The sequence below is a fragment of the Microcoleus sp. A6-C6 genome (assembly GCF_036705955.1).
Taxonomy (GTDB): domain Bacteria; phylum Cyanobacteriota; class Cyanobacteriia; order Cyanobacteriales; family Microcoleaceae; genus Microcoleus.
Window position 1 is genome coordinate 33,791 of the sequence record NZ_JAUBVR010000019.1, and the last position, 26,669, is coordinate 60,459.

18 protein-coding genes are annotated in these 26,669 nt (G+C 44.5%); 9 read left to right on the plus strand and 9 right to left on the minus strand.

Annotated features, from left to right (window positions below; genetic code table 11):
• Positions 1–90: 90 nt before the first annotated feature.
• Positions 91–225: a hypothetical protein gene (locus QUB52_RS10515; RefSeq protein WP_332973597.1), complete on the minus strand. Its 135-nt coding sequence runs from the start codon at positions 223–225 to the stop codon at positions 91–93.
• An 84-nt stretch (positions 226–309) separates the two neighbouring features.
• Here QUB52_RS10515 and QUB52_RS10520 point away from each other — a divergent pair, with 84 nt between their 5' ends.
• From QUB52_RS10520 to QUB52_RS10535, 4 genes are all read left to right on the plus strand, one after another.
• Complete coding sequence (locus QUB52_RS10520) at positions 310–849, plus strand: PadR family transcriptional regulator (RefSeq protein WP_265237381.1); 540 nt, start codon at positions 310–312, stop codon at positions 847–849.
• A gap of 455 nt (positions 850–1,304) precedes the next feature.
• The gene (locus QUB52_RS10525) at positions 1,305–3,083 is read left to right on the plus strand and encodes an efflux RND transporter periplasmic adaptor subunit (RefSeq protein ID WP_332973599.1); all 1,779 of its coding nucleotides are present in this window, start codon (positions 1,305–1,307) and stop codon (positions 3,081–3,083) included.
• Positions 3,084–3,319: 236 nt separating this feature from the next.
• Positions 3,320–6,523, plus strand: a complete 3,204-nt coding sequence (locus QUB52_RS10530) for an efflux RND transporter permease subunit (protein WP_332973601.1) — start codon at positions 3,320–3,322, stop codon at positions 6,521–6,523.
• A gap of 181 nt (positions 6,524–6,704) precedes the next feature.
• A complete protein-coding gene (locus tag QUB52_RS10535; RefSeq protein ID WP_332973602.1) occupies positions 6,705–7,043 on the plus strand; it encodes a UPF0175 family protein in 339 nt (112 codons plus the stop codon).
• Here QUB52_RS10535 and QUB52_RS10540 read toward each other — a convergent pair.
• The 3 genes from QUB52_RS10540 to QUB52_RS10550 are packed head-to-tail and all read right to left on the minus strand — an operon-like array spanning position 7,013 to position 9,036.
• Positions 7,013–7,438, minus strand: coding sequence for an HNH endonuclease (locus QUB52_RS10540; RefSeq protein ID WP_332973603.1), 426 nt, complete (start codon positions 7,436–7,438; stop codon positions 7,013–7,015). The genes QUB52_RS10535 and QUB52_RS10540 overlap by 31 nt on opposite strands.
• Positions 7,431–7,832 (minus strand): STAS/SEC14 domain-containing protein, encoded by a 402-nt coding sequence (locus tag QUB52_RS10545; RefSeq protein WP_332973604.1) that lies wholly within the window; start codon positions 7,830–7,832, stop codon positions 7,431–7,433. Before QUB52_RS10545 ends, QUB52_RS10540 begins: the two co-directional genes overlap by 8 nt.
• Before the next feature lie 55 nt (positions 7,833–7,887).
• A complete protein-coding gene (locus QUB52_RS10550; protein WP_332973605.1) occupies positions 7,888–9,036 on the minus strand; it encodes a leucine-rich repeat domain-containing protein in 1,149 nt (382 codons plus the stop codon).
• 135 nt (positions 9,037–9,171) lie between these two features.
• Between QUB52_RS10550 and QUB52_RS10555 the strand changes: the two genes are divergently transcribed.
• From QUB52_RS10555 to QUB52_RS10565, 3 genes are all read left to right on the plus strand, one after another.
• On the plus strand, positions 9,172–11,121 hold the full coding sequence (locus tag QUB52_RS10555; protein ID WP_332973606.1) for an AMP-dependent synthetase/ligase: 1,950 nt from the start codon (positions 9,172–9,174) through the stop codon (positions 11,119–11,121).
• 243 nt (positions 11,122–11,364) lie between these two features.
• The gene (locus QUB52_RS10560) at positions 11,365–11,805 is read left to right on the plus strand and encodes a YlqD family protein (protein ID WP_265236890.1); all 441 of its coding nucleotides are present in this window, start codon (positions 11,365–11,367) and stop codon (positions 11,803–11,805) included.
• A 179-nt stretch (positions 11,806–11,984) separates the two neighbouring features.
• Positions 11,985–13,280, plus strand: a complete 1,296-nt coding sequence (locus QUB52_RS10565; RefSeq protein WP_332973628.1) for a dihydrolipoamide acetyltransferase family protein — start codon at positions 11,985–11,987, stop codon at positions 13,278–13,280.
• Positions 13,281–13,585: 305 nt separating this feature from the next.
• Here the strand turns inward: QUB52_RS10565 and QUB52_RS10570 are convergent, their stop codons facing one another.
• The 3 genes from QUB52_RS10570 to QUB52_RS10580 form a co-directional block, all read right to left on the minus strand.
• Positions 13,586–15,016, minus strand: coding sequence for a DUF3370 domain-containing protein (locus tag QUB52_RS10570; RefSeq protein ID WP_332973629.1), 1,431 nt, complete (start codon positions 15,014–15,016; stop codon positions 13,586–13,588).
• Between the two features lie 360 nt (positions 15,017–15,376).
• Positions 15,377–20,668, minus strand: a complete 5,292-nt coding sequence (locus QUB52_RS10575; RefSeq protein ID WP_332973607.1) for an AAA family ATPase — start codon at positions 20,666–20,668, stop codon at positions 15,377–15,379.
• 74 nt (positions 20,669–20,742) lie between these two features.
• Positions 20,743–22,719, minus strand: a complete 1,977-nt coding sequence (locus QUB52_RS10580; protein WP_332973608.1) for a carotenoid oxygenase family protein — start codon at positions 22,717–22,719, stop codon at positions 20,743–20,745.
• Positions 22,720–23,416: 697 nt separating this feature from the next.
• Here QUB52_RS10580 and surE point away from each other — a divergent pair.
• Positions 23,417–24,094 (plus strand): 5'/3'-nucleotidase SurE, encoded by a 678-nt coding sequence (gene surE, locus QUB52_RS10585; protein ID WP_332973630.1) that lies wholly within the window; start codon positions 23,417–23,419, stop codon positions 24,092–24,094.
• A 132-nt stretch (positions 24,095–24,226) separates the two neighbouring features.
• The gene (locus tag QUB52_RS10590) at positions 24,227–25,312 is read left to right on the plus strand and encodes a DNA methyltransferase (protein WP_332973610.1); all 1,086 of its coding nucleotides are present in this window, start codon (positions 24,227–24,229) and stop codon (positions 25,310–25,312) included.
• Here QUB52_RS10590 and QUB52_RS10595 read toward each other — a convergent pair.
• Together QUB52_RS10595 and QUB52_RS10600 are read right to left on the minus strand one after the other, a co-directional pair.
• Positions 25,278–26,195: a hypothetical protein gene (locus QUB52_RS10595; RefSeq protein ID WP_332973612.1), complete on the minus strand. Its 918-nt coding sequence runs from the start codon at positions 26,193–26,195 to the stop codon at positions 25,278–25,280. The two genes, QUB52_RS10590 and QUB52_RS10595, sit on opposite strands and share 35 nt — an antisense overlap.
• Entirely contained in the window at positions 26,192–26,455 is a 264-nt protein-coding gene (locus QUB52_RS10600) for a helix-turn-helix domain-containing protein (protein WP_332973613.1), read from the minus strand. The genes QUB52_RS10595 and QUB52_RS10600 overlap by 4 nt, the downstream gene beginning before the upstream one ends.
• Positions 26,456–26,669 lie beyond the last annotated feature (214 nt).

Genomic DNA, 26,669 nt, shown 5'->3' on the forward strand with positions numbered 1-26,669 from the left:
ACAAGACTTAGGCAGAACCTCTATATGTAGAACTCAATATAATCTAAATCCTCAATTTTGCTCAGCGCCGACGCAAAACCGGGTTTTTTACTAAAATGTCACGCGATCGCACCGATCGCCCACAAACCCCTTGCTAGTCGATCGATCGATCGCCCTCTCTTGACTATCAAACAATACATCTTCAGGATATTGACAAACTTTATAAAATGTGTATTTAACTCTCAAATTTTTGTGAAACTAGCTATTTGCCGATCGCCATTCAATCAGGTAGAGTTGTACAGTCCAGACTATAATATCAAAGTGATATAAATGCTTGAATTATCAGCCCTTGGTCTGCTACAGCGGGAACCCCTGCACGGCTATCGGCTAAAGCAACAACTGGAGCTATTTATGAGCAGTTGCATCAGCGTCAACTACGGAGCGATTTACCCGCTGCTGAAGCGGTTGGAAGAGCGAGGCGAGATTTCGGTAGTTTCCGAAGTCGCCGGAGACGGCGGCAATCCGCGCAAAATCTACGGCATTACAGCCCAAGGGCGCGATCTCTGGCGACAAAAAATGCTCGAACACCATCAAGAAAGCTGGGTCAACAGTCGATCGCGCTTCCAAATCAAATTTTTCTTTTTTGGTGACTTAGAAAGCCCAGAAAGAATCAAGTTGCTCGAACACCGCTTGAGAGTTTGCTACCTGCGCCAAGACGACCTAGAGGGCCAACAAACTGAACATGACAATCCCGTTGACTCGTATCAAGCAGCATCCTGGGAAAGGTGTACGGCTACCCTCCAGTTAGAAATCGAGTGGTTGACAGAGCAACTAGCCCAAGAACAACGCGCGATCTCGGCTTGTGCGTGACTGACTCCCCAACCTCCCCTGAATCCGGCGACTCAAGTGAGAAAATCCCTCCCACTCACCCACTCAAGTGAGTCATAAGGAGGATGTCTAATCTCAGTGGCACATCATAACTTTTGAGAGATAACAAACAACTTTCCTAAAAATAATCGCGGCCCGGCTTGGCTAACTGCGATCGGACTAAAGCCAAGCACATCCCCCGATTAAAAAGACGACTTGTCCTTATTCCATTCTGTTTAAGATGGCTTGTCCTTATTCCCTAAGCTAGGTGGAGCAAAGATGCCGCCAAACTCTAGGTAAGTCAGTTGACAGTTGACAGTTGACAGTTGACAGTTGACAGCTACCTCTACCTGGAAGCAAGAGGATTGGAGTAATGAATAGTCTTCTTTTAATTTCTCCCTACAAGAGAGGGGCTTTAAACCAATTCTTTCTGATAAAAAAAATTAGTGGTGTTGAGAATGAGTTATCCTAAATCCCCTGAATCCGTCGTTGAAACTGAAGACCAAAAATCTACTACACCGGAACTGCACCCAATTGATGCAGACAGCTATCAACCGCAGGATTTTGAAATTGTTGCCGATCGCCCCCTCCCTGTTGCTAAACCGCGATCGCGCTGGCCCCTAATTGCCGCGATCGCGATCGGCACAGCAGGCGCAGGTATCGGCTTGTACTCATGGCAATCTAGCCATAATCGCCCACCACAGGCAGCAGCAAATCAACCCAAAGGCATACCAGTCAAGCTGGCAGCCGTTAAAACCAGCTCAGTCCAAGATGCTTCGGAATTTGTCAGCAGCCTAGAAGCCAAGCGTTCTGTACAAATCAAACCCCAAACAGAAGGGCTAGTCACGCAGATTTTTGTCAAATCCGGGGACTCGATCGAAACAGGACAAGCCATCGCCCGGATCAAAAGCGACAGCGCCCAAGCTCAATTAAGACAATCCCAAGCCAGCCTGCTCGCCGCTAGATCGCGCTTAGCCGAATTGCAAGCAGGCAGCAGGCCAGAAGAAATCGCCCAAGCTCAAGCCCAAGTTGCCCAAGCCCAAGCCAACCTAGCCCAACTGCGATCGGGCAATCGCCCAGAAGAAGTTGGCCAAGGCCAAGCCCGCGTCGCCCAAGCCCAAGCCAACCTAGCCGATGCCCAAAGCGGAACTCTGTTAGAAGACATCGCCCAAGCCAGAGCCCAAATAGAGGCAAGCAAAGCCGAAGCACAGTTAGCCAGCCAGCAGTTGGCCAGATATCAAGCATTGGCAAAAGAAGGCGCAGAGTCACAAAACACCCTCCAGCAATACATCCAAAAACAAACCAGCGCCCAAGCCAACCTCCGAGAAGCTCAAAGGCGGTTGGATCAGCGCCAAAAAAACAGGCAAACCCAGATCCAGCAGCGCACAGCAGCCTTGCAACAGCAGCAGCAAGCCTTGCGGCAATTGCAAAACGGTGCGCGCCCAGAAGAAATAGCCAAAGCCGAAGCCGAAGTCGCACAAGCCAAGAGCAAATTAGCCCAGTTAGCCAACGGCACTCGCCAAGAGCAGATAGATCAAGCCGAAGCGCAAGTTGCCCAAGCTCAAGCCCAAGTGCGCGGCTTTGAAATACAACTGCAAGAAACTGCTGTCACCGCGCCCTTCGCCGGAGTCATCGGCGACATACCAGTGAAAGTCGGTGATTACTTGAAAACAGGCGACCCGATCGCCACTTTGACAGAGAACAAATTGCTCGACTTGCGGTTATCAATTCCTTTAGAGCGTCAGCCTCAATTACGCTTGGGGCTGCCCGTAGAAATGCTGGATAATCAAGGCAAGGCGATCGCGAGCGGTCAAATCAGTTTCATCTCCCCAAACGTCAGCGCCAATTCCCAAACAATCTTAGCTAAAGCCACCTTTCCCAATCCCAGCGGCGAACTGCTCAACCTGCAATTTGTCAAAGCCAAAGTCATCTGGCAAGAAAAGCCGGGAATTTTAGTTCCCGTCATCGCAGTCACTCGCTTGGGCGGGCAAACGTTTGTCTTCACAGCTCAAAAACCGGAACAGCCAAAACCTGGAATGCCACCTTTAATCGCGCGGCAAAAACCAGTGAAATTGGGAACCATTCAGGGGAACAATTATCAAGTTATCGAAGGTTTGCAAGCCGGAGAAAAAGTGATTGTAGCAGGCATTCTCAACTTGACTGACGGCGCTCCAGTTACTGCTCAAGAGCAAGCTGTTGGGGAAGGGGGAAAATTACCAGTGGGAGGGAAAAATTAATTTCTGCATCAGGATTTACAGAATTTTGAAGATTAATAGGATTGAATTGAAGATGACTAAAATTAATCCTGTTCATCCTTTAATCCTTAAATTCCGATCGCTCGTAGGGGCGGGTTTAGCGTAGGATATATGAGATCAGCCAGAAGATTAAGGCAAAACCCGCCCGACCCATTTAATGTTTATTTGTACCCACCTACTTACCAATTACCAATTACCAATTATCAATTACCCAAATAATGTTTGCAGATTTCTTTATCAAACGGCCTGTCTTTGCGAGCGTCTGCGCCTTAATTATCATTTTGGTAGGCGCAATCAGCATTCCCACATTGCCGATCGAACGCTTCCCGGACATCAGCCCCACCCAAATCAACGTCACAGCCAACTATAGCGGTGCCAATGCTGAAGTTGTCGAAAATGCGGTAACAAACATCCTAGAAAGGCAAATCAACGGCATTGAAGGACTGAAATATCTAACTTCCAGTAGCACTAACAGTGGAACCAGCACCATTACAGCCACCTTTGATACTTCCCGCAACAAAGATATCGCCGCCGTCGATGTGCAAAATCGAGTTGCAGTCGCTCAACCACAACTCCCAGATGCCGTACAACGCACAGGAGTTACAGTTACAAAACAATCTAACAGCCTGCTGCTGGCTATAGGATTATTCACCGAAAACAAAGAATACGACACCATATTTTTAAGCAACTACGCCGACCTCTATTTAGCAGATACTTTAAAAAGAGTAAAAGGCGTGGGCGACGTGCGAATTTTTGGGGAAAGACGCTATGCTATGCGCCTGTGGATCGACCCCAATAAATTAGCGGCTCGTAATCTAACAATGCAAGATGTAACAAGAGCAATTAACGAACAAAACTTGCAAGTTGGTGTAGGAAGAATTGGTCAAGAACCCGCCCCAGAAGGGCAAATGTATCAGATTGATTTAAGTGCAGAAAGCCGTCTCAAAAGCCCCACAGAATTTGAAGAAATTGTTATTAAAAACGAAACAAATGGAACTTTAGTTAAGTTAAAAGATGTTGGTAGAGCCGAATTAGGAGCAGAAAATTATAACTCTTTTCTGCGATTTCGAGGTAAGGACGCGGTGGGTTTAGGAATTTACCAATTGCCCGGAAGTAATGCTCTAAATGTTGCCAATTCCGTCAAAACAGAAATGGCAAGATTAGCTAAAAACTTCCCTCCAGGGGTGATACATAGAACCGCACTAGATACGACTCAATTTGTCCAAGAGTCAATGGCAGAAGTAATCAAAACTCTGTTTGAAGCAGTCTTGCTAGTGGTAATAGTAATTTTTGTTTTCCTGCAAGATTGGCGCACTACGATTATTCCCACCATCACAATTCCCATTTCCTTGATTGGGACATTTGCCTTTATCAAAGCATTCGGCTTTACGATTAACAGTTTGTCTCTATTTGGTCTTACCTTAGCAACAGGTTTAGTGGTTGATGACGCGATCATCGTAGTCGAAAATATTGACCGCCTAGTCCGCCAAGGTATGAATGCCCGCCAAGCAGCTTCCGAGTCAATGCGGGAACTTTTTAGTGCTGTAATTGCCACTTCCTTAGTATTGATGGCCGTGTTCGTACCCGTGGCATTTTTCCCTGGGACAACGGGAGCACTCTATAAACAATTTGCCTTAACAATTGCTTTTTCCGTTCTGCTTTCTACCTTTATGGCGGTTACTCTTACTCCCTCACTTGCCGCTATATTACTGCGCCCAGGTAAGAAGTTTGGCGGCCCGTTGGGTTGGGTGTTTAACCGGATTAATATTTTTCTGGATTGGATGCAAAAGAAATATAGAGATTCCTTAATATTCTTAACACGATTTAAAACCATTGTTACCCTGTTGTTTATTGCTTCTCTGGGATTCACAGCTTGGCTTTATTTATCAGTACCGACTGCATTTATCCCAGAGGAAGACCAGGGCTATTTTCTGACAATTATTCAAGGGCCTCAAGGCGTTTCGCTGCAATACACCCAGCAGGTGATGGACGAAGTTGAAAAAGAAATCCTCAAAGTTCCTGAAGTTGTGGGGACTTTTTCTGTAGGTGGCTTTGGTTTTAGTGGTAACAGTTCCAATCAGGGGATTATATTTACTACCCTTAAACCCTGGAAAGAACGTCACGGAGAAGAGCAAACTGTACAGGCGATTATTGGTCAATTGCGGGGTAAGTTTTTCGCGATTCCAGAAGCTAGAATTTTCCCTGTGAATCCGCCGGCTATTCAAGGTTTAGGTCAATTTGGAGGTTTCCAATTTCAATTGCAAGACCGCAAAGGTAACAGCGGTTTAGATTCTCTGGTTGAGGCGATGGGTGGAATTTTAAAGCAGGCGAATCAGACGCCGGGATTGCAAGCGGTATTTAGTACGTTTGCTGCGAATACGCCTCAGTTAATTGTGGAAGTTGACCGCAATCGAGCTAAGGCTCTAGATATTCCCATTAATGATGTTTTCAGTACGTTACAAACGGCTCTGGGCTCTCAGTATGTGAATGATTTTAATCTACAGCAGCGCAATTATCGGGTGTATGTTCAGGCGGATAAACAGTTTCGTGATAACCCTGAAGATATTAGTAAGTTGTATGTCCGCTCTGGAAAGAATGAAATGATTTCTTTGAGCAATTTGGTGAAGATAACTCCGGTGGTGGGAGCGCAAACTGTTAACCACTACAATTTATATAGGTCAATTGAAATTAGTGGCTCTCCGGCTCCGGGATCGAGTTCTGGACAGGCGCTAAAATCGATGGAAAAGGTGTCGGCTCAAGTTTTGCCGTCGGGTTTTGGGTATGAATGGTCGGGGAGTTCTTTAGAAGAAATTGAGTCTGGGGGTCAAGCGCCGATTATTTTTGGTTTGGGGCTGGTTTTTGTGTTCTTGGTTTTGGCGGCTCAGTACGAGAATTATGTCGATCCTTTCATTATTTTGCTGGCGGTTCCTCTGGCGATTTTAGGTGCACTTTTAGCTCAGTCGTTGCGGGGTTTGGCGAATGATGTTTATTGCCAGATTGGTTTGGTGATGTTGATTGGGTTGGCTAGTAAAAACGCGATTTTAATCGTGGAGTTTGCTAATCAGTTGCGGGAGCGGGGATATCCAATTGCTAAGGCGGCAGTTGAGGCGGCTCAAGAGCGTTTGCGACCGATTTTGATGACTTCTTTATCATTTATTTTGGGGATTGCTCCCCTAATTAACCCGGAAGGTGCGGGGGCGGCAAGTCGCCGATCGCTGGGGAATGCGATCGCGGGCGGGATGGTTGTTTCTACGTTCTTGAGTTTGTTTATGGTGCCGGTGCTGTATGTGGTGGTTGTCTCGGCTCGCGATCGCTTTACGAAACGCGATCGCCCGCAAAATCCGCCCCATGATGACACAAATTTGGACGGGAAAACGGCTCCCCGCGAAGAGGTTGATCGCGATAAAGTAGCGCCACTTTAACCGCTGGATCGGCCATGAGAGGAGTGTTCCAAAGGGTGAATGGAATCACGCAACAAACAAACGCTACTTTTCCTTTCACACTTGGCAAGAATTGGCAGATTTAGCTAATAATTGCGCTCTGGTAGGATTGTCAAATTGTGAAACTTAAAGATAAACTAGAAATTAAAAAGTACCTTAAATCATGCAAATTACGATCGACCTTCCCGACAATTTGCCCCTGACTGAAGCCGATGTGATGATAGAATTGGCGATCGGACTTTATCAACAACACAGCCTCCGTCTAGATAAAGCCGCTCAACTCGCTAAAATTTCAGCGGACGATTTATACCAAATATTAATCGCTCGCAATATCGTCACCCCGCCAGCAGATCCCGATGACGAACCTGCCGAACTCATACTAGCCAGCCTCCGCAACTCTATGCAGCAAGTTAAAGAAGGCAAAGTTCATCCTATTTCTGAACTCTGGGATGGCATTGATGAGTGGCGAGTTCATACAGGAGGATGTTCTCCCATTGCATAGAGAATACGTCGTAGATTAACTAAACCTTCTCGATTTAAGCGTAAAATTTCAACCGTAGCCCTTCCTATGGTTGTCAAACCAATAATTAGAGTATAATCTTGATTCCAACTCAAATGTTCTTGCCAATTTTGTTGTCGGGGATGATAAAGATCGACCGTAGATCCAGTCATAGGATCTTTCCCTTCAGTTTTGTTGTATTTATAGTTGTTACATCCTTGACAGGATAATGCTAAATTATCAAGCTTGCTGTCACCACCTTTACTTAAAGGTTGAATATGCTCGACAGAAAAAGTGTGGGTAGCAAATTTTTCCTGAGAATAGCAATATTCAAAGTAATTTTTTGCTCTCGATCTAACTTCTTGTTTGAGTTGAAGAGTAAGTTTGCTATCAGTCATTGTTAATTGGTTTAAGCCCCATTTGTGTAATTAACTTGGTAAGAGATATTTGACGTATTTGAGCTAATTGAGTTAAATATTCTAAGCGTTGAGCTTGATACTTTTCTACTTGCTCAGTTGATTCTAATAGTTGTTGGTACTCTGATTCTGTTAAAGTTTCTCGATCGCGCTTGTCAATTAATTTTTGATATAAACCTTGCAATTCTTCAGGCAAACCTTGATTGATTTTTATCAACAATTCTGACTCTTTTTTTGGCAAGCTAGGAGCAATATTTTGAGCACGTAATTGAATAAATTGCTCCACAAATTGCTCTAATTCAGGTTGACTTAATTGCTGAACAGCTTGAAGTAAATCTAAGGCTGAGATTTGGGCTTCAATTTTAACAGTGGGCATGATAAGTAAACAATTGTTTTTTAAATTTCTGGCTATCTCGATTGTAACAAATCGCCTAAGTGTTTGGTGGTTCCCACTTACAGATAGACTCTGGTTTGAGAGGGCAAGTTTTGGGTGCGATCGGATTGTCGCCGAGGTAGAGATTGGTCAGGTTAGTCAAGGATACTAGCGGTTTGATGTCACTGATTTGATTGTTGATGAGGCCGAGCCAAGTCAGGTTACTCAAGGATGCTACCGGTTTGATGTCGTTGATTTGATTGTTATCGAGGAAGAGAGCAGTCAGGTTAGTCAAAGATGCTAGCGGTTTGATGTCCCTGATTTGATTGTTATCGAGGTCAAGAATAATCAGGTTAGTCAAGGATGCTAGCGGTTTAATGTCGTTGATTTGATTTTCGCCGAGGCCGAGCCCAGTCAGGTTAGTCAAGGATGCTAGCGGTTTGATGTCGTTGATTTTATTGTCGCCGAGGTAGAGATCAGTCAGGTTAGTCAAGGATGCTAACGGTTTGATGTCGCTGATTTGATTTTTGGTGAGCCCCAGTTCAGTCAGTTTAGTCAAAGATTCTAGCGGTTTGATATCGCTGATTTGATTTTTGAGGAGGCCGAGATCAGTCAGGTGAGTCAAGGATGCTAGCGGTTGGATGTCCCTGATTTGATTGTTTTCGAGTTGGAGCCTAATCAGGTGAGTCAAGGATGCTAGCGGTTGGATGTCCTTGATTTGATTGTTGTAGAGGAAGAGATCGGTCAGGTGAGTCAAGGATGCTAGCGGTTGGATGTCCTTGATTTGATTGTTGTGGAGGTAGAGCCGAGTCAATGTAGTCAAGGATGCTAGGGGTTTGAGATCGCTAATTTGATTGTTCCAGAGTTCGATCGCAGTCAGTTTAGTCAAAGATGCTAGCGGTTTGATGTCACTGATTTGATTTTTGTAGAGGTTTAGTTCCGTGAGAACAGAAAGTTTCCGATCGCCCAAATCGCAATCAGTAGTCCCTGCTTCCTTCAACAACACATCAACTGTATGTTTAGTTTCAGGACTCAAATCAGCTTTCTGGCGACACCAATCAGCAAATGTTCGTCTACTATTTTCTGGTTGCGTCTGTGCAACTTCGGCGGAAAGTAGATTTCCAGACAATGCTACGATCGCACTCAAAGCAAATACTATCAACCTTGATAAATTAATCTGTTTCTGTCCAACTATAAATCTCATCATCTGATATCCCTAATTTTCTGAATAGACAACGGCAGGTTTCCCAACTGTCACGAGACTGCCACAAAGTTCTAAAATAGCTCTGATATTAAACTTGTACCCAATAATTTTATCTCCCAAAACCAAGGAAAATACCCTATGAACCGCCCCGCCCCTGACGCCCCCTCTCAAATGAGTGACATTGAACGCGCCAACCTCAGCCGCACGATCGACTATAGTTCCATTCGATCGATACCAGAAATTTGGGCGATCGTCAAACAGCGATTTCCCCAAACCGTCGCCCTCCACGATCCCCACAGCCAGCCCGAAATCAAGTTTACCTACAGCGACCTTTACCAACAAATTCAACAATTCGCCAGTGGCTTGCAAGCCCTCGGAATCGAATCCAATCCCGAAGAAGCAATCCCTCCCCGCGTCGCCCTCTTCGCCGACAACAGCCCCCGCTGGCTGATAGCCGACCAAGGCATCATGATGGCCGGGGCAGCCAACGCCGTTCGAGGCGCCACCGCCGACCCCGAAGAACTCCTTTACATCATCCAAGACAGCGGCAGTACCGCCTTAATAGTCGAAAACCTGGCATTACTCAAAAAACTGCAAGCCCGCCTCCCCGATTTGCCCATCCAACTCATCGTCCTCCTCTCCGACGAAGAACCAGAAACCAGCCAAACCCTCAACACAGTCAAATTTTCCCAAGTCATGGCCACCGGCGCCAACCGCCCCCTCAAACCCGCCAACCACAACCAGCAAACCCTCGCCACCCTCCTCTACACCAGCGGCACCACCGGCAAACCCAAAGGCGTCATGCTGACTCACGGCAACCTGCTGCACCAAGTCACCACCTTCGGCACAATTCTCCAGCCCGAACCGGGCGACTCTGCACTCAGCATTCTCCCCAGTTGGCACGCCTACGAACGCACAGTCGAATACTTCCTGCTTTCCCAAGGATGCACGCAAATTTACACCAGTATTCGCTATTTCAAACAAGATTTTAAAACTTGCAAACCTCAGTACATGATTAGCGTTCCGCGCATCTGGGAATCGATTTACGAGGCAGTACAAAAGCAATTTCGGGAACAGCCAGCCAACAAACAAAAATTGGTAAATTTCCTGTTATCTGCCAGCCAGCAATACATCGAGGCCCGCCGCATTTTCCAAGGATTAACTCTCAGTTTGAAACCAGCTTCTGCTTCGGAAAAATTTATCGCCCGCATCAAAAGCATTCTATTATCTCCCGTGCACGCCCTCGCCGAAAAACTGGTTTACCAAAAAGTCAGGGAAGCTACGGGAGGACGTTTTAAGTGGGCGATTAGCGGTGGCGGTTCTTTGGCCGCGCATTTAGACAATTTCTTTGAAATCGCAAATATTGGTTTGTTGGTGGGGTACGGTTTAACTGAAACATCCCCAGTTTTGACTGTCCGCCGCCCTTGGCACAATCTTAAAGGTTCGGCGGGACAGCCGATCGCCCATACCGAGATTAAAATAGTAGATCCCGAAACCAGACAGCAACTGCCCACAGGCCAGCGCGGTTTAGTATTGGGTCGCGGGCCGCAAATCATGGCAGGATATTATCTTAATCCCGAAGCTACTGCTAAGGCGATCGACTCCGACGGCTGGTTTGACACTGGCGATTTAGGCTGGCTGACACCGGGAAACGACTTAGTTTTGACTGGGCGGGCCAAAGATACGATCGTCCTCAGCAACGGCGAAAACATCGAACCGCAGCCGATCGAAGATGCCTGCATCCGCAGCCCCTACATCGACCAAATTATCGTAGTAGGCCAAGACCAAAAATCGATCGGCGCCTTAATTGTCCCCAATTCAGAAGCCCTACTCAAATGGGGCGAAACTCAGAGTCCGCCAATACAGGAAATTGACTGGAATAGCAAGACAATTCAAGACTTATTCCGCCAAGAGTTGAACCGGGAGGTGAAAAATCGCCCCGGATACCGCGCGGACGATCGCATTGGCCCGTTCCGGTTGATTCAGGAGCCGTTTTCGATGGAAAATGGAATGTTGACCCAGACCCTGAAAATTAAGCGCCCGGTTCTGACTGAACACTACCGCGATATGATTGACGGGATGTTTTGAAAATATTCGCAGGACTTGGGGAATGGAAAAGCAAAAATTATCCCAACACCCGAGTCGCGAGTCCCAGTCCTCAGTCCTCAGTCCTCAGTCCTTAATCCTCAGTCCTGAGTCATTAGTCCTGAGTCATTAGTCCTCAGTCATGAGGAAATGTTTATCAACTAATGTTTATCAACTAATGACTAATGACTAATGATTAATGACTAACGACTAATTCCTAATTCCCAATTGACAAGCAACAAATTTATGGAAGCACAATTACTCTTGAAGCGATCGATTAACGTTAAAGTCGTCGTTACTCCCCGCTGGAAAGAAGAAGCTCAACAGCAACTACAAGCACAAATCAATCAAATAGATTCTCAGCTACAACAGCTAGAAATGCAAGGGCAGCGGATGGTTTCAGAAATCCAAAAGCAAAACCTGCAACCCCCCGGCCCGCAAGTAATGCAGCAAATAGAAAACATTCAAGTGCAGGTAAATCAAAGAAAGAGTGAACTGCTAGAACAGAAAAATCAAAACCTGCAACAGCTTCAGCAAGTGCAGGTGCTAGACCTCGAACAAGAAGTGAGTCAAGGTCAAATTGACGGCACGTTCACCGTTGGGCTGGGAGAAAACTTGATTCAAAAAATGCAAGTAGAAGTTCTGCTCCGCGACGGCATTGTCGAAGAAATTCGAGGTGATATTTAGAACTTAGAAATTGGTAATTGGTAATTGGTAATTGGTAATTGGTAGGTAATTTTGAGTTGATGGCCCCACATCTTCGGACTAGAGGCTGGCATAATAATAACTATTGCCGATTGCCGATCGCCAATTATCAATCGCCAAATACCGATCGCCAATTACCAACTCACAAGGACTTTTTACAGATGATTCGCGAAGTTTTCATGCCAGCCCTGAGCTCTACCATGACAGAGGGCAAAATTGTTTCCTGGGTCAAATCCGCTGGCGACAAAGTAGAAAAGGGCGAAACCGTAGTCGTGGTTGAATCCGACAAAGCCGACATGGATGTCGAGTCTTTCTACGAAGGCTATCTAGCAATAATTATTGTACAAGCCGGCGAAGTTGCTCCAGTGGGAGCTGCGATCGCCCTTGTCGCAGAAACAGAAGCCGAAATTGCAGAAGCTCAGAAACAAGGAGCCGGCGCAACCGCAGCCGCAGCCGCAGCCCCAGCAGCCCCAGCCCCTGTCGCAGCTACCGCATCAGCAGGTTTGCAGCAAAACGTCAGCCGCCAAAACGGCCGCAGCATTGTTTCTCCCCGTGCTCGCAAGTTAGCCAAAGAATTTAAAGTAGATTTGAATTCGATCAAAGGCAGCGGCCCCAACGGTCGCATTGTTGCAGAAGATGTGGAAGCAGCAGCAGGTAAAGCCCAACCCGCTCCGGTTCAGCAACCAGTCACAGTCCCCGCAACACCCGCAGCCGCAGCACCCGCAGCAGCGAAACCCGCAGCAGCGAAACCCGCACCCGCACCAGTCCCAGCAGTGGCGCTTTCCGGTAACAGAGTACCGATGAACGCGCTGCAAAATGCGGTAGTGCGCAATATGGAAGCAAGTTTGAGCGTGCCCTGTTTCCGCGTCGGCTATACAATTACTACTGACAATCTCGACAAACTCTACAAACAAATTAAGTCGAAAGGCGTCACGATGACGGCTATGCTGGCAAAAGCAGTAGCAGTAACTTTACAAAAACATCCTCTGCTGAATGCTTGTTATGTGGAGTCGGGAATTCAACACCGGGCTGATATTAATGTGGCGGTAGCGGTGGCGATGGATGGCGGCGGTTTGATTACGCCGGTGTTGCAAAATGCCGATCGCCTCGACATATATTCTCTCTCCCGTAGTTGGAAGGATTTAGTCGATCGCGCCCGCGCCAAACAGCTAAAACCTGACGAATACAGCACGGGAACTTTTACTCTTTCCAATTTGGGAATGTATGGAGTAGATAAGTTTGACGCGATTTTGCCCCCGAATCAAGGCTCGATTTTGGCGATCGGCTCTTCGCGGCCGCAAGTGGTAGCCAACGAAGATGGTTTGATGGGAGTGAAGCGCCAAATGCAAGTAAATATTACCTGCGATCACCGGATTATTTACGGTGCTGACGCTGCATCTTTCTTGCAAGATTTAGCCAAATTGATTGAGACAAATCCTCAATCTTTGACGCTTTAATCAGTAGTCAGTAGTCAGTAGTCAGTAGTCATTAGTCATTAGTTATTAGTTATTAGTGAGGATTTTAGCGGTAGGGTGCGTCAGTTGTGAGATTGTGAGTAAAAGAGCAAAAATCTGATTATTCGCTCCGCACCCTACTTCTTGGTATCATTGCGATCGCGAACGGGGACAGCACTCGAATATCATTCCGATATCAGCGGATTTGAGATCGCAACTAATAACCAATAACCAATGACCAATGACAACTGTCAACTGTCAACTGACAACTATCAACTGTCAACTGTCAACTGTCAACTGTCAACTGACTACTGACTCGATCGCACAGTCAAGACTTGCGGCGGAGTCGCATCCGGCGGATACAAGAAATCCACCTGCACCAAACGGCGTTCCCCCGGCTTCATATTCACATTCACCAAAGGTTCCCCCTGCTGTCCGCGACGCTGCACGATGTGAATGTAGCGCGTCAAAGTTTTCCCCGTATCATCATTAAACATCACCCGCAGCGTACCTCGGAAAAATATCCGATTTTCCGGCGGATCGTAAAACATCAATCCACCCGATTTTGTATTTGATTTAATCGGTGTTTGCATTCTAATACTCACCGATTGAGACTCGCGAGATTTGTTATAAAGCGGAAAAGTTAAGTTGTATTGAATCCCGTAATTCCCGTGAGCAAAATAAGAAGTATCGGGATAGCGAGCTAACATTTTAGCGCTTTGAACTTGGCCAGTGCCAAAAGTACCCGTATCAGTAGTGCTAAAAGCATAGGAAAATGACTCGCCGCGCTTAGGAATCGTTAAATAATCGGTTCTCGAATTGTCAGTAATTTTAGCTTTCCACTCAGAACCTTCAGCTACTCCCGCCACGCGCCCGTAAATTTTTTGCAGCGGATTTTCGTCTGGCGGAGTTGGCGCCAAATCTCTCGGCCCCGCTAAACCTTTGGTATTTAAAATATTTTCCCACTCTTCTAAAGTCGGAGATTGTTCGACTCCATTTTTAGTTTGAGGAGCAAACATTGCTAAACTAGCAACATAAACCGAATTGCTGCTCGACATTCGCATTAAAGTCGATCGCCCGTTGGAAGCAGGCGTAACATTCCCCACAGGTATCGGCAAATTCATCAGCATTCGGCTCTGCATGGCCGGAATCTCGATCTCCGCCGGCAAAATGCTTTGTCTGTACCCCCGCAGCACATCGCTCGTAATCCGGCTTCCAGGCCCCGCAAACACCGTGCCGAATCGATTTTCTAAATACGAGGGCAAATCGACAAACAACGCATCCGGGCGAGTTAAATAGGTAGCTCCTTGCAATACTTTTAAAGTAACAGGTTCCGAGTTGGGATTGTAGACAATTATTCCTTGAAATAAGGTGCGAGTTTCCCGGCGATTTTTAGCTTTGGCGATGTGGTGGGCGAAGATATCAAATCGACCTTTGAAGGGAAAGTTTAAGTGTGCAGAAGGTACTTGTTTGCCTTCTTGGGGAAATGTGGAGAGCAAAATGCCTTCGGTTTGCACAACTTCCGGGCTGTTGCTGTTGAAAACGGGAATGTTGTCGAGTTTTCCCGGCAAAACGCGCACTTGCTGGGGCTGCAACACAGTGTTCAGCGGGGCGGTTCTCACGGGTGGTGGCACATCCCGTTCGTTTTCCGGTAGCGGTACTTCTGGCTGGATGATCAGTTCTTGGGCGGGACTTGTGGGGATTGCTTGAGCTAAGGGTAGAATTGGTAACAAAAACATAGCTGCGATCGCGTCTAACTGAACTTGCGGATTGTCTTGACAGAGCAATCGACACAAAACTTTACCACAACTAGGTTGCTATTTTTGGGGATTTTGGGATTTTAGGTGAATGTTTGCGGTAATTAGGGCGATCGACCAATTTATGAAGTTCTAGCCCCCCCTTAATAAGGGGGAGTTCTATGTAGCACTTATTTTGCAAAATGGTATTAGTTCTTCGACGGAAAAATGTGGTCCGATGACAAGACGCACTGGCCCATAACTGTGCGATCGCACTCTCGATCGACTACACCCCCACTATACCCAGGACGGTGCAAACGGACTTGATATGATTAATTACCAATTACCAATTACCAACTTGCGTTATTTCTGTTTTAGGACTACCAACGTAATGTCGTCAAAAACTTTCTGCTTGTCAATATGTTGCCGCACATCATCAATTACTGCTTGTCGAATTTCTTCAACTGTTTTGTGGCGATTTTCTTTCGCCACTTGGCACAATCTTTCTATGCCGTAATACACTCGATTTATATTTATAGCTTCGGTAATTCCATCTGTGTAAAGCACTACTATATCCCCTGGATTAAGATGCACTTGAACTTGGGAAACAAAACCAGAAATATCTTCCTCTAATCCCAGAGGAAAGCCGAGTTCCATTGTATCGATCAGTTCGATGTTACCATCAGTACGGACTACAATTATTTCTTCATGTTGACCGCTGATGGTGAGGTTACTATCTTGATAATCTAACAAAGCCAAGGTCATATTTTTAGACGACTCAATGCGCTCGATATTGGCATAAAGGGTGCGGTTTAACACATCAAGAAACTTCACCGGATCGGTTTCGTTCATTTGTTGGAGAGTGCGGACGGCGGTTTGCGCCATAATCATTAATACGCCACTTTCTAAACCATGTCCCGTAACATCGCCGATGCTAATTTTTACCTGATCATTTTGGGTTAGCACGTCGTAGTAGTCGCCACCAACTTCATCGGCAGGCTGCATATATCCAGCAATTTCTAATCCTTTAATTTGATCTAGTTCTGATTGTTTGGGCAAGATCATTTGTTGCAGTCGTTTGGTGACTTCCAACTCAGCACTGAGGCGGATGTTTTCGGCTTTAAGTTTGTAGTTTAGGGCGCTAATTTCCTGGTTTGCTTCGGCGAGTTGGGCGGTGCGTTGTTGCACTTTTTCTTCTAAAGTTTGATAGAGGCGGGCATTTTCAATGGAGATCGCAGCTTGGGCGGAAATTATGTTGAGGACTTCTAGGCGATCGCGCGTAAAAGCCCCCGCTGTTAAATTATTTTCTAGGTATAAGATGCCTACCAATTTACCTTGGTTAATCAGGGGGCTACACAAGATAGATTTAGGTCGCTGCTGAATAATATACGGGTCAGATGCAAACCTGCTTTTATTCGTTGCATCATCGATCGCAAGAGTTTCTTGCGTGCGTGCTACATAATTAACCAGCGAGATAGGAATCTCTTGACTTTCAGTCGCTGACTTGGAGATTAATTGACATCGTTCACCCGTATATTGAGCTTCAATTTTCCACTTACCTGCTGGTTCAGGTATGAGGAAATAAAATTTTTCTGCTCCTGCGTTTTCCAGCAAGACTTGCATCAAATTCGAGAGCAATTCATCCAGATGAACTTTCCCTGAAAGCGCTTGGGAGGCTTTGATAATTGTTGATAAATCCAGCTCGTTTGCAGCACCTGAACTGGTAGAAGTGACAGTGGTTCTGGTCTGAACAATCATTTCGTCTCTTCCACTCGTCAGGCTCTTTTTCCTACCGACGATAGGTGCGAGTAATTCAGCATGGCGCTCTTCTAAATCTTTAACTTTTGCCTTTGCTCCCCAGCGAATATAAGCATAGTAAGCGTCAATTAAATAGGTACGCGCTACTTTCTGACGACCTAAAGTTAAATAAAATTCTGCTGCGAGTTCATTGGCGAGGGCTTCATCCTGCACATATCCATTTTCCTTGGCTCCATCAATCGCCCGGTCGTAATATTCCATTGCTGAGAGAGATTGCCCCAATACGCGGGCTTTTTCTGCTTCTACTAAGTCATACTTGTGTTGGTAATTCATTGGGCAATGGGAAGCCCGATATTTCATTTTTTCCTGATTTTCTTCTACTTGCTTTAAGTAATGTTGCTGCTTTGACTCGGTTTCCTGAAAATACTGAGCTAAAAGAGCCAAAGAATAGTAAAAAATATGTTCGGTAAAGCTAAAGTTAGCTTGGATAATTGTTGAATAATTGACTCCTGTAACACCATAATCTATAGCTCTTGCATAATCTTTAAATAAATAGCAAAGCATGGTTTTAGCAAAAAACACTCTAAACAAGGCAATTGTATTATTAATTTTTTGAAGATATGCAATTGTTTCTTTCTCATCTAATAAATCGCCAATTAATAGCAATTTATTGTGTGCTTGACCCATTAAATTTGCCACTAATTGACCGATAATTTTGATGAGATAAAGCTGATGTTCTTGGGAAAGATTAGCTGTTAAATCGCTATAGTGTTTTTGTTTCGCTTGCACATAATCCAGATGCTCTCCCTTGAAAAATAGATGCGAGCAGTAGTAATCAGCAGCATGACAAGCATATTCTATATCACCGACTTCTAAGCCGTTATTAATTGCTTGAAGCAAGGGTTCTATAGTGGTTGCCAAAGGCTTTTTTTGATGGTGAATACTGATAAAAATATTAACGAATACTTTAGATAAAAACTCTTTTGCATTTGACCGCTCCAATAACTGCAAAGATATTTGACTCAGTTGATAGGCAGAATCTATATCTGGTATTAGCCAAGATATGAGCGAACCATACATAGAATAAGCGTAAGTAGAAAGCAACGAATTTCCATACTGAATCGAGAGTTCAATCATAGTATATAGAATCGGTAGTGCCATTGCGCTCGATCCAAAACAAGCAGGAGGCCATATAAGAATTAAAATTTGCATTGCCGCTAGCTTGTAGGGAGCAGTCATTCTTGGCAGGTTAGTTAACTCTTCAAAATTTAAGTTTTGCGGAGCTGATTCAGCTAGGGATACTCCTAGTATTTCTAGAACTTGCAGTCCGGTATCTAACGCAGATTTAATCTGGTTTTTAGCAATTTCAAATCTAATTTTTAGATCGTATAATTTAACTTTTTCAAGGGTAGTTTTGGCGGTTTGCAGAGCGCGATCGCACAAGAGCCCAGCTCGTTCTAAATTGGCATTGAGATATTCGGCTTCGGCCGCTTCCAGATAAAAATTAAATGTCAGATCGTATCTACTTTCCCAGCTATCTTGACTCAGGAGTTCTATACCTACATTCAAATAATTAACAGCAGCTTCATACGCAGTCGCTGCTTTTGCTTTCTGTCCGGCGATCAGGTTTAATTCAGCTAACTCATCTTTTTGTGACTGATTAGTTAGCAAATCTGTGCCAAAATTCAGTTGGTTAACTAGAGCAAAAATATTTTCTTTTCGCTCTTGAGGCGTTGTATTATTCAGCAGCAGTTGACCAATTTTCAGGTGAGTGGATTTTTTCTCTGACTCTGGAATCAAAGAATAAGCTGCTTGCTGCACTCTGTCGTGCAAAAATTTGTAGTCAACTTTGATATCCCGTACAGATGCCAACTCTTCCTGGGCAAAGACTAGAGGAATTTTGTAATTTTCCGACAGTGGCAGAATCAAACCAGCTTGCATTGCCTCCCACAAATGAGCAGCAGTCGCTAAGTTAGATTCTTCATTGACAATTGATAAAACTTCTAAGTTAAATTGGTTGCCGATACAAGCCGCTAGTTTTAATGCTTTCTGCGTTGCTTCTGGGAGTTTACGAATATTTCTGGCAACCAGTTCAACAATATTGAAATCTGCGATGCCAATGGCTTGGATTTGTTGAATATTCCATTCCCAGCGGTCTGTATCTACTTGATAAACCAGCAGATTTTCCGAGTACAGGGTTTTGAGTAGCTGTGTCAAGAAAAATGGATTGCCTTGGGTTTTATTAAAAAGTAATTCAGAAAAAACTTTAATTTTGTCTGACTTTACGCTGGCATCGAGAGTGTCGGCGATTAATTGGTTGACGCTATCCAAAGCCAGGGCCTGAATGGTGATATTATTCACCACCGTTGCAGTTTCTTGAATTTTTTCTATGGTCTGAATTAAAGGATGCACGGGACTGACTTCGTTATCTCGATAAGCTCCAATCGTTAACAAATATTTGTTATCTGGATCGGTTGCCAAAAGTTGGATTAACTTTAGAGATGCCGAATCTGCCCACTGCAAATCGTCTAGGAATATGACTAGCGGGTGTTCTGGTTGACAAAAAACTCGAATAAATTGTTGAAATACCCGATTAAATCTGTTTTGGGATTCCGATGAACCCAGTTGAGGAACTTCAAGCTGTTTACCGATAATTAGTTCGACTTCGGGGATAACATCAATAATAACTTGACCGTTCGTACCTAGCGCTTTTAATAAGTTTTCTTTCCAAATAGCAATCTGTTCGGAACTTTCGGTTAATAGTTGACGGACTAATTCTTGAAATGCTTGGATTAAAGCTGCATAGGGAATATTGCGCTTAAATTGGTCAAATTTACCCGCAATAAAATACCCCCTCGCTGCTACAATTGGTTTATGAACTTCATTGACAATTGAAGTTTTACCAATCCCGGAATAACCGGAAACTAACATCATCTCGGTGGCACCGAGGCTGACTCGCCCAAAGGCCTCTAGAAGGGTTTGGACTTCGGTTTCTCTGCCATAAAGCTTCTGGGGAATGAGTAATTGGTTGCCGCGATCGCGTTGACCGATGGGAAAGTTTTCAATCTTGCCAGTTGTCTGCAATTGCTGCAAACAAGTTTCCAGGTCAAATTTTAATCCCGCCGCACTTTGATATCGGTCTTCCGCATTTTTTGCTAACAGTTTTATCACAATATCTGAAACCGCTTGGGGAATTTCTGCTACCTCTTTGGGTGGGACTGGTTGTTTGGCAATATGACAGTAAACCAACTCCATCGGATCGGTGGTAGTAAATGGCAACTGGTTGGTCAGCATTTCATAGAAAGTCACTCCCAAAGAATAGAAGTCGGTGCGATAGTCAATGGCTCGATTCATCCTCCCCGTTTGTTCGGGTGACATATAAGCGAGAGTCCCTTCTAGCAAGTTGGGATTGCTAATGCTTTGGTTTTTCAATTCCAAGCGCGATGAAATACTAAAGTCAGTCAGTTTTACTTTTCCGGTCGCTGGATTGATAATGATATTTGAGGGCTTAATGTCTTTGTGAATGATCGGTACTTGATGGAGATAGCTCAAAGTTTCGGATAGAGCGATCGCGCCTCTTATAAAATCGGTTATTGACAGTTTATTAGCCGCTATAAAATTAGCAAGTGATTGACCGCCAAAATCTTCTAATATCAGAGCATAACTATTTTGATAGTTGTTTAAACTGTATGTTTTGACAAGCCCTTCACAATCTAAATTTTGAGTAATTATAAACTCTTGCCTTAAATTTGTGATTTGTTCTAGGGTAGGATGTTCATCTTTTATGATTTTAACAATAACAGGTTGTCTATCTCGATTTCTTATACCTCGATAAACAACGGTTCTTATGCCGTCGTAAATCTTTTCTCTAATTTCGTAGGCCGAAATGGCGATCATTATTTTTACCTTTTCTTTTAAGAAACTATTATATATCCAGCCAGATTCATGGAGAATCTGGCTGGATCAAATCTTTACTCTCTTTCAAAGCGAGAGTACAACTCTTTAGCAAACAAATCCTGAATCTCTTTATCGAGTTCTGGAGGAGATTGGAAGTTCTTTGCTAAGTCCTCGTAATCTTCCTTCAGCGAGATTTTGTATTCAGATAAACGAGATCCTATTTGTTGTAACCAAGCTGTGTGTAATGTAAATGCAAAGTTGAGCGATTCATGGTAAAGCTTGCATATTGCTCCCTGCCTTAAAGCATCTGCCTTGAAAATCCAGATTTCATTTCTTTCGGGTGTGAAAACGTTACAAGTAATATAACCATCTGTTGAACTCCCTTGGTTACCACGGCGCGGCATAAACTGTGGCGAACTCACCATATAGCCAGGAGGAAACGGGTACTGATCGGCAATTTCCATCGAGCATGTTTGCAGTCGGAACAAACAAGGTGGTATACCCTGTTCAGCAAGGCTTAACAGGTTTGATTGTGGCACTTGCTGGTACTTATAGTCTTTGAAGAGGTCGCACATGAACTGGGTCATCAGATTTTTCGAGAGTCCAAAAGAACTCCAGTAAATATTATCTAACTTTCCGGGAGTCATACCCGACGAAGGGAGTCTATCAAGATAGGTGTATAACGATGGCCCCCAGGTGTACCTTCGATCTGAAATAACTTTTGATTCAACGGGTGCTTCCTCCTGGCTTTTGCCGTCAATTACATAGCGTCCCAGGCGGCTAATATCCATCAGATTGAGTTCCATCCCAGGCCAAGGAGAAGACACGGGATCGTGGGGTGGATAGGCAGAAAGGTCATACGTGCGGAGCCATTCAGCAACATCCCAAGCACAAATATGAGAAATGTGAAGCGTAATTTTGTCGTCAGGATTGTCATAGTCCACCAGAAAGTGGGAAGCTTCGAGGGGAACTACCACTTTCCGCACGACAACTTTAACTTCCGGTTCATTCATGGCCGGGCGTTGTCCCTTTGCCAGGTCACTACGGCTCACAATATAGATGATTGAATCGGGTGATGGCGGACTTTCCAGCAACTGTCTGAGAATTCTTTCTCGCTCCTTGTGGTCTGGAAAAGGATTGTTGAGTATTTGTTCGATTCCAGTACTAAAGGATGTATCCATCAAAACAACATAATCTTTGGTTACTCCAATCTGATGAATAGTTTGCTTGATGCTGACTGGCGAACCATCGGGGTTGACAAGCGTCCATCGCTCTAAAGGATTTATGCCATCCCAACGAATCAGATAGACGAAATCTTCTAAACCTTTAAATCGTTCCCAAAGTTGACGGACTTCTGGAAAAAGTTTGTCTACTGCCTCAAGGGAAGGAATGGTATCAATAAAATTTTCTAACGATCTGCCGTAATTGACCGCAAACATTTCGTGGGTGTAGGTATCAAAGGCAGGATGTGCGGTACTAAAAATGGGTGGAAAGAGATAGGGCAGATTAATTTCAGGGCGCCACTCTTTATTTGACCCAACTGGAGTAATCACCTCAAGGGTATGTGTATTAATTTCATAAGGACGACCCGCGTCATAAGTTACTAGCAGTCGCTCAGATTCGTCTTGAGAGAATTTTACCGGCAGAAACGCTGTATTTAACTCGTTGCGAGCGCCCAGAAGTAAGGAAAACCTTAAGATGCCATGATTGCGAAATCCCAACTGGGTACCCTTAGTTGCCTCGTCAAAATAGTAATCTAGCGGCTTGGCAATCTGTGTCTTCACAGTTACTTTACCTTTTTGATTGAAATCAAGTCGGTAAACCATGCCGTCGCCATTTAAGAATGAGTCTCCGTCTTTAAAGGGAAGACCGCCTGATTCCACGGTACCCACTGGCCCAACGAAAAAGATGTGACCCTGTAAGTCGTCTGGTAAGTGGCCTTCAAAAATCTCCAGTTCAACATTGTCGAGTTCTTCCCGACTTGCGGTCATAATCGACTGAGGAACTGGGGGACAGCTTGCTTTGGTATTGCTCTGAGTTGGTTCACTCATGTGATTCTCCGGGGTGAGATGTAATAATGGTAACAGTGTAGATAAGTATTTGATTTATGAATGGGAAATGAGGACTGTAACTTAGATACTATCTTGGATAAAGATTTGGGCGTTGCTGATTTACGGTATGAAAGGCTAAATATGCAATTCATAAAAACCAGCGTCTACAAAGCTTCTGGATTTTTCAATTATTTATTTCATACCGTAAATAAGCAACGCCAGATTTGATATCTATTCTCCCCTCCCCTGCGTCAAAGCGCAATTGGAATCGACATTAACTTATTATCGGCTCTCTCGTACTTATGGTGATAACTTAAGCTAATAATTTAGCACGATCGACGGTTTCAACATTCAGCTTTTAGATACTAAGTATCATGGGCTACATTTGATACCAAGCATCCGGGAGAGCCGAGGAAAAAATGATGTGATTAGATGTTTGCATCGACACTGATGTCATGAATGCTGCACTGCGGCAAGCCTAACAAGTCGCTTTAACTGACACATCAAGATGCGGCTGGGCTAAAATGTGGCGCGCCACATTTCTGGGGCAACTGTTCAATTAATGCCATGATATAAATGAGTGGCAATGCTCATACTGACGATCGCCACCAACCAACAACCAGTTTGGGCTAGAGCTACCAGAAAGTTGCCAGCCTCTGCGCTCTCAAATCGGTTCTATAAAACCGACACATTTTTAATGACGATAATTTTAACCAACGACGACGGCATCGACGCTCCGGGGATTCAGGCACTTTTGCAGGCTGTAGAAGGCAAAACAATTATGGTGGCTCCGCAGGGGCAATTGTCGGGCTGCGGGCATCAAGTGACGGCTCACAGTCCGATTCATGTCGATCGGCGATCGGAATTTGAGTATGCTGTAGGGGGAACACCGGCAGACTGCGTGCGTATTGCTTTTCATCACGTTTGTGCGAAGCCGGATTTGGTGCTTTCGGGTATTAACGCGGGTGGCAATTTGGGGGTTGACGTGTATATTTCGGGTACGGTTGCGGCTGTGCGGGAAGCTGCAATGCACGGTATTCCGGGCATCGCAATTTCCCATAGAATTAAAAGGCCGCTGGAAATTGACTGGGATGTCGCGACTCGCTGGACATCGCGGGTGTTGGCGGATTTGCTCAATCGGGAATCGAAGCCTGGGTGTTTCTGGAATGTGAATTTGCCACATTTAGCGCCGGGAAGTGCGGAACCGGAAATTGTGTTTTGCAAGCCTTCGACTGAGCCGCTGCCGGTTGAGTACAAAAGGGAGGGAGAATATTTTTATTATGTCGGAGAATATGGGAATCGCGATCGGGCGGCGGGAACTGATGTTGATGTCTGTTTTGGCGGTAATATTGCTGTGACTGAGATATCGCTATGATGGGATTGGGTAACTACATTTTTTGGGCAAAAAAGCGGAACTAGGTAGGTTAACTTTGGTATCACTTCCCTCAATATCCCAAAACAGGATAAAATATTTGTACTTAATTTTTACAGTCACGTAAGTCAACAAATGAGTCCTAACGCAGAACCGAATTCTCCCAGCATCTTAAAACGCAAAGCGAGCAGCACTGTTGGTCGTGGTAAAGTAGCTAATCTCAATACCAACTTTAATTTTTCTGCCTGGAGTGACGAATACGTTACTTTAAATCTAGGCAATAGTCTCCAGCACTACGATAATTGGGAGCAACCTACTGTCATCATTTCAGATGGAGCTTACGGTATTCTTGGGTTTGAAGGAGACACTTCAGATCACATTGATTTACCTAATTGGTATCAACCTCATATCGAGGCATGGTCAAAAGCAGCCATACCCTGTACAACACTCTGGTTTTGGAATTCAGAGATTGGTTGGGCTGTGTTGCATCCAATTCTAGAAAAATATGGTTGGCGCTATGTCAATTCCAATATTTGGAACAAGGGAAAAGGTCATATCGCAGGGAATGTTAACACACAGAAAATTCGCAGGTTCCCCGTTGTTACAGAAGTTTGCGTTCAATATGTAAGAGAAGTAACAGTTAATGAACTTACCTTAAAAGCGTGGTTACTGCAAGAGTGGAAACGCTCTGGATTGCCGTTACGACGGGCGAACGATGCTTGCGGGGTGGTGGATGCTGCAACCAGAAAATACTTCGATCAAGGGCATTTGTGGTATTTTCCTCCGACGGAGATGTTTGAAAGGCTAGTGAACTATGCAAATGAGTATGGTCGTCCTCAAGGAAAACCCTACTTTTCTCTGGATGGCAATCAGTCTTTAACGGGACAAGAATGGAGTAAAATGCGATCGAAATTTAGATGCCCTCACGGCTTTACAAACGTTTGGGATCGTCAACCTTTACGAGGCAATGAGAGAGTTAAAACTATCTCAGGAAAAGCATTACATCTCAACCAAAAACCTCTGGATTTGATGAGCCTTATTGTTGAGGCATCTAGCGATGAAAACGATGTTATATGGGAACCTTTTGGCGGACTTTTTAGTGCATCTTTGGCAGCACGTCAACTAAAACGCAAAGCATTTTCTTGCGAGATAGACTCAGACTATTTCTACTATGGTGTACAAAGATTCAATCAAGAAGTTCATCAATACTCTCTTCTCTAATCTGTAGATAATCTTGTAGTGATTTTTTGATGCTGTCTTCTCGGCGACTTGATAAAAGCTTATTCCACCCACCAACAGTCATACCGGAAACTTCAATATTGTAGACACGTCGCTTAAATTCCTCGATACCTGGATGTGCAATTCTATCCATCTTTGCAAAATTTGTATCGAGTCTGTATTCATACCGTATCCGTAGCTCGCGTAGAAGGCGCTGATACTCTCTAGTCGGCTTATAGACTTTTCCTTGAGTACCCCATGAATCAACGATTTTCTCAGCTTCTAAAAACTCCTCAGTAGAGCCTTGGAATTTATATCCGCTGGTGTTTGTCTGTTGCAAATTTGCTGTTCTTTGAGTTGTATCTTCCGGCTCTAAAACAAGATAATCCGGTGGATTGTGATAGTGGGTATCTCTCGCTACAGCTACGGATAAACCAGAGACAACGCACACATCAAGAATGCGAGGCTTGCCATAGATGATTTTATCGGGTAGCCATGCGATAATAGCAACGTAGGTGCGATCGCACCTAAAGTGATTCTGACTATCTTTAAAACGTGCTGTTATCTCTGTTGCTAGTGGGAACCACGCTTTAATTTCTAATCCTGGCGTTGGTTGAACTGTGCCGACAAAAATAGTATCTGGAAAGCCCGGATCTTGCCTTTGCCACTTGCCAAATTCAGCGAACTCATTTTGTTGATTCAAGAATTCAACGGTGTTAAATTCAATCAAATTTCCCACTAAGGGCGAAAGCTTTGAGATAACTTTAGACAAATTCACTGCTGCATCTACGGTAACAGGTTTAGATACCTCTAGAACGTCGAAAGTGTGACCCGATAGGCGATCGAGGTATTGGGATGCAACTCTGATGACATCTTGAGTATTCATATCTCGATCTCACAAGATGCTTCAGATATTTTTTGTGAAATTTCCCTAATAATATCGCAAGGATCTACACCAATTACATGAGCAACTAACAGAAACTCAATTACATCTAACCGTCGTTCACCGTTTTCATATTTGGCTACGAAAGATTGGGGCTTTTTCAGAGATTTAGCAACAGACTCCTGAGTTAGTTGTGCCTCTTTACGAGCCGCAATCATGCAACGACGGAATGTTTCATATTCATGGCTAAAAACAGATTTCATTGTACTTTGGGTTTAGCACTGCATATACCCTAAGTATAATAAACCTGTTTTCGGATAATCCCAAAATAGGATAGTGAAATCTGTCGCGGAGCGATAGTAATGAAAATTGAACAAAATTAATCGAAATCCCAAGATTTGCAGCTATCTCTACTTGCGGTTGTCTGTGCCATAATTTTTGTTGTCATCCTTCGGCTTAGCCACACCGTCAGGTTGT